The 15809-nt window shown below is 35.5% G+C and carries 14 protein-coding genes; 10 read left to right on the top strand and 4 right to left on the bottom strand.

The window, feature by feature from the left end; all coding sequences use genetic code 11:
- From ACHRVX_RS19155 to ACHRVX_RS19120, 8 genes are all read left to right on the top strand, one after another.
- A complete protein-coding gene (locus tag ACHRVX_RS19155) occupies positions 1–291 on the top strand; it encodes a GNAT family N-acetyltransferase (protein ID WP_395335143.1) in 291 nt (96 codons plus the stop codon).
- 293 nt (positions 292–584) lie between these two features.
- Positions 585–1532, top strand: a complete 948-nt coding sequence (locus ACHRVX_RS19150) for a ring-cleaving dioxygenase (RefSeq protein ID WP_395335141.1) — start codon at positions 585–587, stop codon at positions 1530–1532.
- A gap of 7 nt (positions 1533–1539) precedes the next feature.
- The gene (locus ACHRVX_RS19145) at positions 1540–2154 is read left to right on the top strand and encodes an alpha/beta hydrolase (protein WP_395335139.1); all 615 of its coding nucleotides are present in this window, start codon (positions 1540–1542) and stop codon (positions 2152–2154) included.
- Position 2155: 1 nt separating this feature from the next.
- Positions 2156–2506 (top strand): hypothetical protein, encoded by a 351-nt coding sequence (locus tag ACHRVX_RS19140; protein ID WP_395335137.1) that lies wholly within the window; start codon positions 2156–2158, stop codon positions 2504–2506.
- A 72-nt stretch (positions 2507–2578) separates the two neighbouring features.
- A complete protein-coding gene (locus tag ACHRVX_RS19135) occupies positions 2579–4162 on the top strand; it encodes a sigma 54-interacting transcriptional regulator (RefSeq protein WP_395335135.1) in 1584 nt (527 codons plus the stop codon).
- An 842-nt stretch (positions 4163–5004) separates the two neighbouring features.
- Complete coding sequence (locus ACHRVX_RS19130; RefSeq protein WP_395335133.1) at positions 5005–6057, top strand: alpha/beta hydrolase; 1053 nt, start codon at positions 5005–5007, stop codon at positions 6055–6057.
- A gap of 209 nt (positions 6058–6266) precedes the next feature.
- Positions 6267–6746, top strand: coding sequence for a redoxin domain-containing protein (locus ACHRVX_RS19125; RefSeq protein WP_395335131.1), 480 nt, complete (start codon positions 6267–6269; stop codon positions 6744–6746).
- Between the two features lie 3 nt (positions 6747–6749).
- Positions 6750–7364, top strand: a complete 615-nt coding sequence (locus ACHRVX_RS19120) for a thioredoxin family protein (protein WP_395335129.1) — start codon at positions 6750–6752, stop codon at positions 7362–7364.
- Between the two features lie 355 nt (positions 7365–7719).
- Here the strand turns inward: ACHRVX_RS19120 and ACHRVX_RS19115 are convergent, their stop codons facing one another.
- The 4 genes from ACHRVX_RS19115 to ACHRVX_RS19100 form a co-directional block, all read right to left on the bottom strand.
- Positions 7720–8607 (bottom strand): dienelactone hydrolase family protein, encoded by an 888-nt coding sequence (locus ACHRVX_RS19115; RefSeq protein ID WP_395335126.1) that lies wholly within the window; start codon positions 8605–8607, stop codon positions 7720–7722.
- A gap of 218 nt (positions 8608–8825) precedes the next feature.
- Positions 8826–9119, bottom strand: coding sequence for a DUF3861 domain-containing protein (locus ACHRVX_RS19110; protein ID WP_395335124.1), 294 nt, complete (start codon positions 9117–9119; stop codon positions 8826–8828).
- 302 nt (positions 9120–9421) lie between these two features.
- The gene (locus ACHRVX_RS19105) at positions 9422–10153 is read right to left on the bottom strand and encodes a LytR/AlgR family response regulator transcription factor (RefSeq protein WP_395335122.1); all 732 of its coding nucleotides are present in this window, start codon (positions 10151–10153) and stop codon (positions 9422–9424) included.
- On the bottom strand, positions 10150–11199 hold the full coding sequence (locus ACHRVX_RS19100) for a sensor histidine kinase (protein ID WP_395335119.1): 1050 nt from the start codon (positions 11197–11199) through the stop codon (positions 10150–10152). Before ACHRVX_RS19100 ends, ACHRVX_RS19105 begins: the two co-directional genes overlap by 4 nt.
- A gap of 265 nt (positions 11200–11464) precedes the next feature.
- Here ACHRVX_RS19100 and ACHRVX_RS19095 point away from each other — a divergent pair, with 265 nt between their 5' ends.
- Together ACHRVX_RS19095 and ACHRVX_RS19090 are read left to right on the top strand one after the other, a co-directional pair.
- Entirely contained in the window at positions 11465–12625 is a 1161-nt protein-coding gene (locus ACHRVX_RS19095; protein WP_395335117.1) for an efflux RND transporter periplasmic adaptor subunit, read from the top strand.
- Between the two features lie 7 nt (positions 12626–12632).
- Positions 12633–15803 (top strand): efflux RND transporter permease subunit, encoded by a 3171-nt coding sequence (locus ACHRVX_RS19090; RefSeq protein WP_395335115.1) that lies wholly within the window; start codon positions 12633–12635, stop codon positions 15801–15803.
- The last annotated feature ends 6 nt before the right edge of the window (positions 15804–15809 follow it).

The following is a 15809-nucleotide window of genomic DNA, read 5'->3' as shown; positions in this document are numbered from 1 at the left end:
ATGCCAGAAGTACAATTAAAATTAGACGAAAAGCAACACGGAGGTTTTCAGTTAATTGAAAATGATAAAAAAATAGGCGAAATGGTTGTGAGTATTTCAGGTACCATTTTAACCGTTTATCATACTGAAGTAGACGAAGAATTTAACGGAAAAGGATATGCAAAAGTCCTTTTAGACGAAATGGTGGCTTATGTCCGTGAACATAAATACACTGTAAAAGCACTTTGTCCGTACGTTTTTGCACAATTTACAAGGCATCCTGATGAATATGCGGATATTTGGGAGAAGTAGTTTTAATTTTTAGTCTCAGTTTTCGGTCTCAGTTTGCATGTTGATGTGCACAGCGGTGTGTTTAACAGAAAACAAATATGTAGATTAAAACCCAAATATGCTTCGTAGTGGCGCACAACAGTGCGTCTCCGCAACTTATCTGACGTGTATTATCTTATATAAAACATTACGCAATAAAAAAACCTTGCTATGTGTGTTCATGCAAACGTGAAACACCTTTTATAAAAATTACAATATCCTATGTTCCTATGTGTTAAAATAAATTCACTTACAGGAAACACACTACATAAATTATGGAAAAATTAATCAAAGGAATTCACCATGTTACAGCATTGGCGGGAAATGCGCAGAAAAATCTGGATTTCTACACCGGAATTTTAGGCTTACGATTAATCAAAAAAACCGTCAATTTTGATGCCAATCAAATCTATCATTTATATTATGGCGATGCAGAAGGAAATCCGGGAAGCGTTTTAACATTTTTTCCGTATGACGGGTTAAAAATGGGACGTCACGGAAAAGGAATGCTGAATACCACCACATTTTCGGTTCCGTTAGATTCAATTGAATTTTGGGAGAACAGGCTGAAACAATTTGGAGTGAATTACAAAGAGCCACAATTGCGTTTTGAAACCGAAGTGGTGATTTATTTTGAAGATCATGACGGATTGGGAATGGAATTGATTTTTAATGATAATGATAAAAGAACAGGATATCATAAAGGACCTTTTAACGAATCAAATGCGATACGAGGTTTTCATAATGTCGAAATCTGGCACGAAGGTTACGAGCAAACCGGCGGATTACTAACGGAATATTTAGACCACGAATTGATTGCAGAAAGTAATAACAGATTTCGCTTTGCAGCAGATAATTCATCAGGAAATTATATCGATATTTTGTGCGAACCCAATAGTTTACGCGGACTTGCCGGAAGCGGAACCGTTCATCATCTGGCTTTTAAAACACCAGACAGAACTTCTCAGGAAAAAATCAGGGAAAAAATTGTCGAACGCGGATTAAATCCAACTGAAATATTAGATCGGAATTATTTCACGTCAATTTATTTTAAAGAACCCGGAGGTGTTTTGTTTGAAGTAGCAACGGCTGGTCCCGGTTTTGCCGTTGATGAAGATATCGATCATTTAGGCGAAGAATTAAAACTGCCTTCCTGGTTTGAAAAAGAAAGAGAAACAATCAAAAAAGCATTGCCAATATTGACTTTAAACGAATTAAAATAACAGAAATATGCATCAGATTCAAATACTCAAAGCAGGAAAAACAAACGCCGGTAAAGCATTGATTTTATTGCATGGGCGAGGCGCAAGTGCGCAGGATATTGTATCGTTAACCACACATTTAAACGTAGATGATTTTGCTTTTTATGCGCCTCAGGCAACCGGTAACAGTTGGTATCCGTATTCATTTTTAGCCAAACCGGAGGAAAATGAACCGTGGCTTTCATCGGCTTTAGATATTGTACGTCAGGTTGTTGAAGAGGCCCAGAAAGACGGAATTACAAAGGACAATATCTATTTTCTTGGGTTTTCACAAGGTGCGTGTTTAACTGCGGAATTTATTGCCAGAAATGCAGCCAAATATGGCGGAGCGGTTATTTTTACTGGCGGATTAATTGGCGATCAGATTTATCCTGAAAACTATTCGGGTAATTTTGAAGGAACTCCGGTATTTATTGGCACCAGTAATCCTGATTTTCATGTTCCCGTTGAACGCGTTTATGCAACGACCAATATTCTCAAAGAAATGGGTGCTGAAGTAACGGAGAAAGTCTATGATAATATGGGACACACCATAAGCATGGACGAAATTGATCTGGCGAATAAACATATTTTTAGCGTATAATATGTTTCCCATAACCCGAATATTTAGTGATGAAAGCGGAGAAAGTCATTTTGAAGATGTGATGATTCCGCTTTCAGATCAGGGAGAGATTGGTTTTTTATCCGAATCTCATGCGGTGAAAAATATTATTTTCAGGGAAGTTCTGCCTTCATATGATTATGATTTTCACAATGCACCGCAACATCAATATATCATTTTGCTGGATGGCGGAGTGGAAATAGAAACTTCTTTGGGAGAAAAAAGAAGTTTTAAAACCGGAGATATTCTTTTGGTCGAAGACACAACCGGAAAAGGACATAAAACCAAAAATCTGGAAACGAAAACCAGAAAATCAATTTTTATCACGATTTGATTGTTTTATAAAACATTTTAGCTATTAAATTTGCTCCATATTCTGAATTAAAATACCACATTATTACTACTTATGGACAAAATCGAATCAATGCTCAAAGCCATGCAGGAAAGGGAAAAGGAACATTTTCTTTTACTTTCTCTAAGCAATAGTTTTGCGCGTTGTTCTAAGTATGATGAGTTTGCGGCCGTTGTTAATAATGAATTAAAGAATAGTCTCTCTTTTGATTTTCTTGCGATAGGCACCACAGATCAGGAAGAAAAAAAGTATCAGTTATTTTTTCATAGTGATTCTAAAATTAACAAAGCAAGCTATGGAATAGATTATGATGTGAACGATTGTTATTTTAACGAAGCGTTGCAATCTGCAGATCCTGTTATAGTTGATTTTGTTTTGCCTCCGCAGAAAAAAATAGCAGTTCCATTATTTGTTACCCAGACAAAGGCACTGGGAATGCGCGAAATGGTTATTCTTCCTTTAGAATATCATAAAAATAATCCTTCGGTTCTGTTTTTGTTTTTTAAGAAGGCACAAACGCCGGATCGAAATTTAATGCGTTTACTCAAAGCATTATCCTTGCCAATCGCTATTGCAGTTTCGAATATTTTAGTGATGCGTAAAATGGAGCGTAATGATGAAAATAGAATATCTTCTAATACACTTAAAAACACTATTTCTGAAAGTCAAATTGCCGATAATAACACCAAAATTATCGGAAAAAGTGTTGCGATACAAAAAATTAAAACGCTGATTCATCAGGTTGCTTCATCAGATAGCGGTGTTCTGATTCTCGGCGAAAGCGGAACCGGAAAAGAAGTGGTTGCAAGTGAAATTCACAGCAATTCTGCCAGAAGTCAAAAGCCAATGATTAAGGTTAATTGTGCTGCAATTCCGGTCAATTTAATCGAAAGTGAACTTTTTGGACATGAAAAAGGAAGTTTTACCGGAGCAATAGAAAAACGAATCGGGAAGTTTGAACTGGCGAATAACGGCACTTTATTTTTAGATGAAATTGGAGATCTTCCGTTAGAAATGCAAACCAAATTGTTGCGTGTTTTGCAGGAAAGGGAATTTGAAAGAATTGGAGGCAAAAAAACAATAAAAGTAAATGTCCGCATAATTGCAGCTACAAATCGAGATCTTCAAATCGAAATGCTGGAAGGACGTTTTAGAAGGGATTTATTCTACAGATTAAATATTTTTCCAATAACGATTCCACCACTTCGCGATCACAAAGAGGATATTCCTGATTTGTGTTCGTACTTTTTAAATAAATATTCGGTGAACGCTAATAAAAAAGGAATTGTTTTATCTTCAAATGCTTTAAAATCAATTATCAATCATTCATGGCCGGGAAATATCAGGGAACTTGAACATTGTATAGAACGAAGTATTCTTTTGGCAGATGGAATTACAATAAACGAAGTTAGTTTTTTATCGGATAGTGAAATAATGATGTCTTCCAGTCATTTTTCAGAATTTAAGATTAAGTCCTTAAAAGAAATGGAAAAGGAATATATTCTGAAAATTATCAAATTATGCAATGGCAGGATTTCCGGACCTAATGGAGCTGCTGTGAAATTAGAAATTCCTTCGACTACTTTGATTTCAAAAATGCAGAAATTGGGGATAAAGAAACAGCATTTTTCTGAGTAGGTTTTTTTTGCCCACTGATTTTACGGGTTCAACAGGTTTTCGCAGGTTTTATTTTTGTTTATAATCTTGTCATCTCGACAGAGGAGAGATCACACAAGAAACTCCGCAACAGCATTTTTCTGAGTAGGTTTTTTTGCCCACTGATTTTACTGATTGAACGGGTTTACACGGGTTTTATTTTGTTTATAGTCTTGTCATCTTCGATGGAGGAGAGATCACACCAGAAACTCCGCAACAGCATTTTTCTGAGTAGGTTTTTTTGCCCACTGATTTTACTGATTGAACGGGTTTACACTGGTTTTATTTTTTTTTATAGTCTTGTCATCTTCGATGGAGGAGAGATCACACCAGAAACTCCGCAACAGCATTTTTCTGAGTAGTTTTTTTTGCCCACTGATTTTACTGATTGAACGGGTTTACACTGGTTTTATTTTGTTTATAATCTTGTCATCTCGACGGAGGAGATCACACCAGAAACTCCGCACAGAAACAGCATTTTTCTGACTAGTTTTTTTTTGCCCACTGATTTTACTGATTGAATGGGTTTACACTGGTTTTTTATAGTCTTGTCATCTCGACGAAGGAGAGATCACAACAGAAACTCCGTACAGAAGCAGCATTTTTCTTTATCGATAGTCGAATGCAATCCTTCCTGCGTCAGGATGACAAGATTGTGGTAGTATTTTGGTTATAAATGTTAAGTAACACATTATAAATTTACGGCATATCATTATTATAAATGCGGTATTTTTTAATAACTATTTGTAAATCAATTTTTTAAATTCAAGGAATACTCTTTGAATACAAGTTCATGAAATATTTATTAATTAAAATAAAAAATCATGAACAAAAAATCACTTTCATTTATATTGATCTTATTGATTAGTATAAGCACACAAAATGCATTTTCGCAGACTAAAAATGCGATTCCGCCTGTAGCTCAGGATCCGGAAATTTCAAAAGATGTTAAGGCATTTTTAGCTGTTTTGAATTCAGGCGGAAAACCATTAGAAACCATGACTCCGGCAGATGCCAGAAAAGTTTTGGTTGGTGCTCAGGCATCTGTAACATTTGATTATTCAGGCGTTGATGAATCCGAAAAAACGATCAAAGCAGATGGATATACGATAAAATTGAATATCATGCGTCCTAAAGATGCTAAAGAGGCTTTGCCGGTTTTTATCTTTATTCATGGCGGTGGCTGGGTTTTAGGAGACTATCCCACGCATAAAAGAATGGTTAGGGATTTAGTGCTTCAATCTGGTGCCGTTGGCGTTTTTGTAAATTATACGCCATCTCCGGAAGCGAAATATCCGCAAGCGGTGAACGAAATTTATGCGGCTACAAAATGGGTTGCAGATAATGGTGCAGAAATTAATGTAGACGGAAAAAATCTTTCGATTATAGGCAACAGCGTTGGAGGCAATATGACGGTTGTTACGGCATTAAAAGCAAAAGAAAATAACGGTCCTAAAATTAAATCTCTTATCATGCTTTGGCCAATAGTTGCGGCTGATTTTGATAATGAGACTTACAGACGATTTGGAAAAGACCGTTTTTTAACGACTCCATTAATGAAATGGCTTTATGACCAATACACGAAAGATCCAAAGGAAAGAGCGCAAATTTATGCATCGCCATTGAATGCTACTTTAGAACAATTAAAAGGGTTGCCGCCAACTTTGATTCAGGTTGCTGAAGCGGATGTACTTCGTGAGGAAGGAGAAGCTTTTGGACGAAAACTGGATGAAGCAGGAGTGACCGTAACTACAATTCGTTACAACGGAACGATTCACGACTTCGGATTACTGAATCCGTTAGCTGAGATTCCTCAGACAAAATCATTATTCATTCACGCGGGTGCAGAACTTAGAAAATATCTTTTTAAAAAATAAGCTGATTACTTAAATTCAATTAAACCAGACCAAATTTAAATTTTAAGTTTTGGGCTGGTTTTATTATTGAAAGTCAGCATGTAAAAAAATAAACTTTGTAAATTCTTGCCTTTGTGGCAAATTTGTAGTCATTAAACTTTTATTAACAAAAACTAAAATGGCATTAGTTTATATTTGTAAGGCAAAAATTAATTTTGGCACCAACAAATATGAAGATCCGCACCTTTAAAATTTATAGTTTTTTATTCTTTGCTATTTCTATAGCAGGATATAGTCAAAATGTGAAGTTGATAAACATTGATCAATTGAACGAAAGAATCAGGAATGGAAAAGACAGTACGTATGTTGTGAATTTTTGGGCAACATGGTGCGCGCCTTGTATAAAGGAATTACCTCATTTTGAAAAACTGAATGCCGAATACAAATCAGAGAAACTGGCAGTTGTATTGATTAGTGTTGATTTTAAATCAAAACTAACATCGGCTGTGATTCCGTTTGTGAAGAGAAAAAACATGAAAAGTCAGGTTTTTTTATTGAATGAAAGTAATCCGCAGGAATATATTGACCGAATTGACAAAGGCTGGTCAGGAAGTATTCCGGCAACGATATTTATTAAAGGCGATAAAAGAAACTTTATAGAATCTGAACTTACCTACGAACAATTATTAACTGAATATAAAAAACTATAAATTATGCAAAAGTTCATTACTACAATCACGGTACTAGTATTTAGTATCTTATTTGCTCACGCACAATCGACTACGCTTAAAGCGGGAGAACCGGCACCGGAATTCAAATTAAAGAATGTTGATGGCAAAGAAATTTCTTTTTCGAGTTACCCAAAAGCAAAAGGTTTTATTGTGGTTTTTACTTGTAATACCTGTCCATATGCAGTGGCTTATGAGCAAAGAATTATCGAATTAGATAAAAAATTCAAGCCACAAGGATATCCTGTAATTGCGATTAACCCAAATGATCCTGAAGCTTCTAAAGCGGATGCTTTTGATAAAATGCAGCAATTGGCAAAAGATAAAAAATATCCTTTCCCTTATTTATTCGATCAGGGGCAAGTTGTAACAGATCAATATGGTGCAAAACATACCCCACATCTTTTCATCGTTTCAAAAACAGCTAAAGGAAATGTTGTAGAATATGTAGGAGCAATCGATAATGATCCGGAAGGAACTAAAAAAGAGAAAACTAAATATGCCGAAGAGGTTATCGCATCTTTAAAAAGTAATCAAAAACCGGCTATAACTGAAACTAAAGAAATTGGCTGTACTGTAAAAAGAAAAGCTAAAGCTTAATTTTTCATTATCCTTAAATAAAAAAATGCCTCAAATAGTTGAGGCATTTTTTTTTATGACAATCAATAAAACCATTGAAGTGAAAAAAAAATTGCCGCAAAGCACGCAAAGATTTTTTGCCAGGGAGGATCGATATAAACACAAAGTTCACAAAGCCAGGTCAACACAAAGCTTTGCGAACTTTGTGTTTGTCAACACACTTTATTATAAAAATCTTTGCATGCTATGCGGTAAAAATCATTAAAGTTTTTTTTTAAAATATTAATTGAAGTTACTAAACTAGTAACTTCAATTAACTACTAATATCTTTTATGTTTCCACAACATTTAATCGTGATCCCAATTAATCACTATTTCTATTTTAATTTTTCCTTAAAAAAATCAATGGTTCTTGTCCATGATAAAGTTGCCGCAGTTTCGTCGTATCTGGGCGTTGTATTGTTATGAAAACCATGATTTACGTTGGGATAAAAGTAAGCTGTATTTTCGACTTTGTTTTTGTTGAGTACTTCCTGAAATGCCGGCCAGCCTTCGTTTACGCGGGTATCTAAACCTGCATAATGTAATAATAAGGGGGTTTTTATTTGTTCGGCTTCTTCTTTTGTGGGTTGTCCGCCGTAATAAGGAACGGCTGCAGCCAAAGCGGGAATTTTTACTGCCATCATATTTGAAATCCATCCGCCAAAACAAAACCCGACTACGCCAATATAACCGTTACAATCCGGATGTGAGTGGAGATATTCATAAGCTGCGATAAAATCTTCAAGCATTTCTTCGCGGGTACGCTTTTTTTGTAATTCACGTCCTGCATCGTCATTTCCCGGATAACCACCTAACGGAGATAAAGCATCCGGAGCAAGCGTGATAAAACCTTCGACAGCGGCTCTTCGTCCAACATCTTCAATATAAGGATTCAGACCGCGATTTTCGTGAACTACAATAATTCCGGGTAATTTTTTTTTGGTTTCAGACGGTTGGGACAAAAGTGCTTTGATACTTCCTCCGCCTTTTGGTGAATCATAATTGATATAACCTGTTTTTAATCGTGGATCTGTTGGCAGAATTAAAATACTATCAACATAATTAGGCGTCATAAAACTTAAAAGCGAAGGCAAAGTAACCGCACCTACGGCAAATATGGATAGTTTTTCGACAAATTGTCTTCGGTTGATTTTATTGTGGGCGTAATCATCATATAAATCAAATACTTCCTGACTAATATCTTCTTTGGTTAGTTTGTCCATAGTTTAAATTTGAAAAACTAAATTTAGGAAATAAAACGATTTGTTTGAAGCAATATTTTTAAATCGAAGTAAAACCACATATAAAAATCTCAAGTAAAGTCGCAAAGACGCGAAACAATTGCATTAAAACTTTGCGTCTTTGCGACTTTGCGCGCTAAAATAAATAACAGAATGTAATGAACTTTGAAAACTAAAATAAAAAAAAAGCTTGTAGATAACTACAAGCTTTTTAATTTTTTCATGAATAGAGGAAACACTTCATTCAATTCATCAAAAAGTGGATTCTTCCTGTGTTTTAATTTTATTTCACTAAATAATTTTAATCCAATGGCAAATTGTGCCGCTTCGTTTGGATCTTCAAAAATATTTTTATCTTTTATTCTCTCTATAATACCGAAGATTTCATCGTGATTGTCAAATTGTAATCCGAGTTCTTTTGCAGGTTCGGTTTCACCGTTTGCATATTCTTTCAGACTTAATGTCAAGTAATATTTGTTTGATTTTTTTTCCATTTTATATTAGATTTATTCTGTAGTTTCTAAATGTCGGCGATCATAAATTATAATTTTTGTAAATATTTACAAAGCCCTGGTGAAGCGACATTTTTTCATTTTTTTAGTATATATTTCACCCCGATGGGGTTCTGTGATGACGTCTATCTTACATTTCTATAAATATTACGTCTTCTATAAATATTACGTCCCTCTGGGACTTTAAAAAAAACTCCAGCGGAGTGTTATATTTATAGCAATTATTTTTTAACGTTTACAAAGCTCCGGCGGAGCGACATATAAGTCCGGCAGAACGCAACAAATTATTTCAACCATTTTTCTACAATGGTTTTAAAGGTTTCTTTGTATTGTTCCCCAACAGTTATTTCGGTTTTATTAACGAAGATTGAATTTTTGCTGATCGCATTTATTTTTTCTAACGAAACAATAAAGGATCGGTTGATTCGCATGAATTTTGCTGAGGGCAGTTTTTCTTCAAGCGCTTTAAGCGAAATCAGCGACATTAATGTTTTTTCGGTATCTTCAAGATGGACTTTTACATAATCTTTTAAACTTTCGATGTATAAAATATCCTTTAAGGAAATTCTAACCCATTGATATTCTACTTTCAAAAATATAAATTCATCATCTGTCGCAATGGATTGAAAATGATTGGAGGCTTCTTCAGACATTTGCAGCACTTTGTTGGCGGCGCGTAAAAATTCTTCGTAGCTAAAAGGTTTTAAAAGATAATCTACTGCATTTACTTTATAACCTTCAATCGCATAATGATTATAGGCGGTTGTAAAAATAATTTTAGGTAATGGTCCCGGCTGTTCCTGTAAAAGGCGGGCAAGTTCCATACCCGTTAAATTAGGCATATTAATATCTAAAAAAACAATATCCGGTTGTTGTTCGCGTATTAAAGTCATGGCTTCAACGGCGTTATCACAGCTGCATGCTAATTCTAAAAACGGAGTTTGTTCTATAAAGGTTTCAACCAGTCTCAATGCGAGTGGTTCATCATCTACTGCTATACATTTTAATACAATCATTGTTCTAAAGTTATTTGCAGATTTACTTTATATTTTCCGTTTTTATCAAGACCGCAAGTCATAATATGCTTGTGCGGATAAATTAAATGCAATCTGCGTTTGGTATTCGTTAACCCAATTCCGCCCTGATCTGTTGTCGACGTTTTTTCAAAAAAAGTATTTTCAACTTCAAACTCCAGGTTATTTCCCTGTTGTCTCAGTTTAATATGGATTTCACTTTTATCTGTAGCATGAACGCCGTGTTTAAAAGCATTTTCTACTAAAGGTAACAATAACATGGGAACAATAGGATAATCGTGTATTTTTTCGGGAATATCTGTCGTTATCGTCAGTTTACTATTGGCGCGAAGCTTCATCAAAGCTATAAAATCTTTCATGAAATCGGCTTCTTTTAGTAAAGTAGTTCTTTCGCCTTCGGTGCTGTACAGTAAATAGCGCATCATACGGCTTAAGGTATGAAGTGCAACGCGAGAATCTTCAATATTGGTATAAGTAAGGGAATAAATGCTGTTAAGCGAATTAAAGAAAAAGTGCGGATTAATCTGTGCTTTTAACATAGCAAGTTCAGCCATTGTTTTATCCTGCTCCAGTTTTTGCTTGTGTTGTGCGGCTTTTTGCCAATGATGTAACATCGCCCAGCTTGTACTGATTCCTAATACCAAGAGGCTTATCGTAAACACATAATTATCAAAATAATCATTTCGGTATTTTTTAAAACCCAGAATAATTGCAAGCTTATTGTGCAAATCAGTATTATAATTATAGACGTAAGCGACAAACTGCATAGCAAAAATGATAAAAAGTGCCCACAGGAAAAATGGACTTATTTTATCGGTTATAATGGTTCGTGGAACTATTATTAGAGCATTAGCATAAAAAACAACAATCATAAAAAGCAATACAATCGATTGCCATAACCAGAAAACTTCGGGCAGCACAATATTCCATGTCAATGGAATATAAAACAGCAGTGTGAATCCCAATAATAACCAGGCAAGAATATGTAATCCGGTGGATATGTACGGTTTAAAAAAGTTTGGTGACATTGTGAAGTTTGATTTTGTGACAATATTACATTATATTTATAAATGATATCAAACGAATCGCCCAAAATAGAATGAGAACCCGTAAAAACCATTTTAGAGCCGACGAGCCTGTTTTAAAATACATATCTGTCGTTAAATAAATTTCCATCGGTTCTGATGGTATATCTATCGATTGTTTTTTACCCTCCGTCTATTGAAAATTTTTCGTTTGTTATATTTTAGTTCTTTTGTTACGATATAAATTGATAATTACACATTTTTCACAATGAATAAGCAATCCTTTTTAAGCATTCTCGCAGCATCTATTATCATCGCGTCTTGCGGTAAGAAAAATGACAAATCGGCACAGGCCGGAGGTGCACAACAAGTTAAAGAGTATAAAACGCTGACTTTGGAAACAAAATCAGCTACATTAAATAATGACTTTCCTGCAAGTATTCAGGGACAGCAAAATATTGAAATCAGACCCAGAGTTGAAGGTTACATCGACAAGATTTTTGTTGACGAAGGTGCTGTTGTAAAAGCGGGACAGCCTTTATTCAAAATCAGCGCGCCGGAATATGAGCAACAAGTTCGTACGGCATCTGCAAGTATAAAAAGCGCTCAGGCAGATTTAAGTGCAGCAAAATTAGCTGTAAATAAAGTGAAGCCCCTTGTTGAAAAAGGAATCATTAGTAAATATGACCTTGAATCGGCTCAATATTCTTATGATTCGGCTTTAGCAGCAGTAGCCCAGGCAAATGCAGCTTTAGTAAATGCCAAAACTAATTTAGGATATACTACAGTTACAAGTCCGGTTAACGGCGTTGTAGGTTCAATTCCCTTTCGTTTAGGAAGTTTGGTAAGTTCAAATACAGCAGATCCTTTAACAACAGTTTCCAGTATTGGTAACGTTTATGCCTATTTTGCCATGAACGAAAAAGCCTTGCTTACTTTCACTCAAAGCGGTGCAGGAACTTCATTGGCACAAAAAATCAAACAAATACCTGCCGTTTCACTTTTACTTTCAGATGGTTCTGTTTATGATGAAAAAGGACATATTGAAACCGTAAACGGATTAATCAATACAGAAACGGGTACGGTAAATATCAGAGCACGTTTTGCAAATCCAAAAGGAATTATCAGAAGCGGAAGCAGTACTACAGTTAGGATTCCGAATTATGTTAAAGATGTAATCCTAGTTCCTCAAAGTGCTACATTCGAACTTCAGGATAAAATATTTGCAGTTACAGTAGGGAAAGACGGAAAAACGAAAAACGTCAATATTACCAAACTTGAAAACACAGCAGGAAATTATTATGTTGTTACAAGCGGCTTAAAAGCAGGAGATCAAATAGTATTAGAAGGAGTTGCTGCTTTAAAAGAAGGAACCGAAATTAAAGCTCAAAATCAGAATCAGGAAACGGTTTACGCTGACTTAAAATAAGAAAAAAATGTTTAAAATATTCATACAAAGACCTGTACTTTCGACGGTAATATCTGTTATTATTGTTATTCTGGGAGTTTTAGGACTTATTGAGTTACCTATATCTCAATATCCTGATATCGCTCCACCTACAGTAAACGTTTCGGCAAGTTATACAGGTGCCAATGCAGATGTTGTACTTAAAAGTATTGTAATTCCGCTTGAAGAGCAAATTAACGGTGTAGAAAACATGACTTACATGACTTCTACTGCTACAAATGATGGAAATGCTTCTATCAAAATTTTCTTTAAAGTAGGAACAAATCCTGATTTAGCAGCGGTAAACGTTCAAAACAGGGTTTCAAGAGCTACGAGTTTATTACCGGTAGAGGTTACTCAGGCTGGTGTAACGGTAACAAAGAGTCAGAGTAGTAACCTGGTAATCTTCTCACTTTATAGTGATGATAAAGCATACGACCAGACTTTCCTTCAAAATTATGCGAAGATTAATCTTGTTCCGCAAATTCAGCGTGTAGTTGGAGTAGGAGATGTAACCGTTTTTGGTGCAAAAGATTATTCTATGAGAATCTGGTTAAAACCGGATATCATGCAACAATACAAACTGATTCCAAGTGATATTTCGGCTGCTTTGGCAGAACAGAATATCGAAGCTGCACCAGGTAAATTTGGTGAGAACGGAGCTCAGGCTTTTCAATACGTAATTAAATATAAAGGACGTTTGACCAGCGATAAGGAATTTGGTGATATCATCATCAAATCTGTTGGTAACGGACAAATGTTACGATTAAAAGATGTTGCAAAAGTAGAGTTAGGCGCTTTAAGTTATACATCAACAATTAAAACAAACGGTGTAGAATCTGCGGCAATGGCCATTAGCCAGACTCCGGGATCAAATGCGCGTGATGTAATTAACAACTCTAAGGCACTTATTGAAGAGGCTGCAAAAAATTTCCCCAAAGGAGTAAAATATACAATTCTTGTTGACGTTAACGAAAACTTAGATGCTTCGATCGAAAAGGTAATTCATACTTTAATTGAAGCTTTTATATTGGTATTTATTGTTGTGTTTATCTTCCTTCAGGATTTTAGATCCACTTTAATTCCGGCAATTGCGGTTCCGGTGGCAATTGTGGGAACGTTTTTCTTCCTGAATTTATTTGGGTTTACGATCAACTTATTAACGCTTTTTGCGATGGTACTTGCGATTGGTATTGTGGTCGATGATGCAATTGTGGTCGTCGAGGCAGTACACGCCAAACTGGATCACGGTTATAAATCATCTAAAAAAGCAACGATTGATGCGATGGATGAAATTTCCGGAGCGATTATTTCGATCACACTTGTAATGGCTGCCGTATTTATTCCGGTAACTTTTATTACAGGATCTACAGGGGTTTTCTACAAACAATTTGGTATCACATTAGCCGTTGCAATTATCCTTTCGGCGATTAATGCCTTGACTTTAAGTCCTGCTTTATGTGCTTTGCTTTTAAAACCACACGCAGACGATCACAAACATAAAAGTTTCATTCAAAGATTTTATACATCGTTTAACGTTGCTTTTGATAACGTTACCAATAAATATAAAAGATCAGTTCAGTTTCTTTCTGTTAAAAAATGGATTGTATTAGCATCAATTGTTTTTGCAGGTGCAGCATTGTTTTATATGATGAAAACTACGCCATCAGCTTTCGTTCCTGCAGAAGATCAGGGAACTGTTTTTGCGAATATTAGTTTACCGCCATCGGCTTCTATGGAACGTTCTGATGTTATTGCCAAAAGAGTAGACAGTATTGCCAAAACTATTCCCGGTGTTAAAAATACCCTGAGAATTGTGGGGCAAAACTTTACGGCAGGTGCGGGTAGTGCCTACAGTATGGTTATTGTAAAACTGGAAACGTGGGACAAACGTGATTTGAGTGTTGACGATGTTATTGGTCAGCTTTTTGCGAAAACAAGCGGAATCCGTGAGGCTAATATCTTCTTTATTTCTCCGCCAACTATTCAGGGATTTGGACAAAGTGGTGGATTTGAATTCCAATTACAGGATAAAGGAGGACATACAACATCAGAATTCTTTAAAGTAAATACTGAGTTCTTAGAGAAATTAGCAAAACGTCCTGAAATACAATATGCAACTACGCCTTTTAATCCTGGTTTCCCTCAATATATGATGGATATTAATCTGGCAAAAGCAAAAGATGCAGGAGTTCCGGTTAATACCATTTTATCAACGATGCAAGGGTATTACGGAGGTTTATATGCTTCGAATTTTAATAAATTCGGGAAACAATACCGTGTAATGATTCAGGCTTCGCCAGAATTCAGAACCAATACAGAAGGACTGAACAAAATATTTGTTAGAAACAGTGCCGGAAATATGGCTCCAATTACTGAGTTTGTAAAAATGACCAGAGTTTTTGGACCGGAATCTATTTCAAGATTTAACCTTTTCTCTTCTATCGCCATTACAGGAGCGCCAAATCCGGGATTTAGTTCAGGAGATGCGATTAAAGCGATTCAGGAAGTTGCAGCAGAAAATCTGCCATCAGGTTATGGTTACGAATTTTCAGGATTAACACGTGAGGAATTAGCATCAGGTAGTGAAACTATTTTCATCTTTATATTATGTCTTGTGTTTGTTTACTTTTTATTAAGTGCTCAATACGAGAGTTATATTTTACCATTTGCAGTATTGTTTTCTATTCCGTTTGGATTGGCAGGAGCGTATTTGTTCTCGATCATTTTCAAATTAAACAGTAATATTTATTTGCAGATTTCCTTAATCATGTTGATTGGATTGCTGGCGAAGAACGGTATTTTGATTGTTGAATTTGCTTTGGAAAGAAGACGAAAAGGAATGCCAATTGTTCAGGCAGCAATTGAAGGAGCTGTAGCACGTTTACGTCCAATTTTAATGACTTCATTCGCCTTTATTTTAGGACTTGTTCCTTTAATGTTTGCTTCCGGAGCAGGAGCTGTCGGGAATAAATCAATTGGTACAGGAGCTGTTGGAGGTATGTTAATCGGAACCATATTAGGAGTATTTGTTATTCCGATTTTGTTTATCATTTTCCAGTCTTTACAGGAAAGAGTAAGCGGACCGGCAAAAGAAGGTTATGATGATGACGATGATGATGAAGAGGAAGTAAAATTGATAGAAGCTCATAAAGAGTAATAATTT

Origin of the sequence: Flavobacterium sp. FlaQc-47 (assembly GCF_044006475.1) — a bacterium.
In the GTDB taxonomy this organism is placed as follows: Bacteria; Bacteroidota; Bacteroidia; order Flavobacteriales; family Flavobacteriaceae; genus Flavobacterium.
Note: the sequence above shows the minus strand (reverse complement) of the source record. Positions and strands in the feature narration are given on the sequence as shown.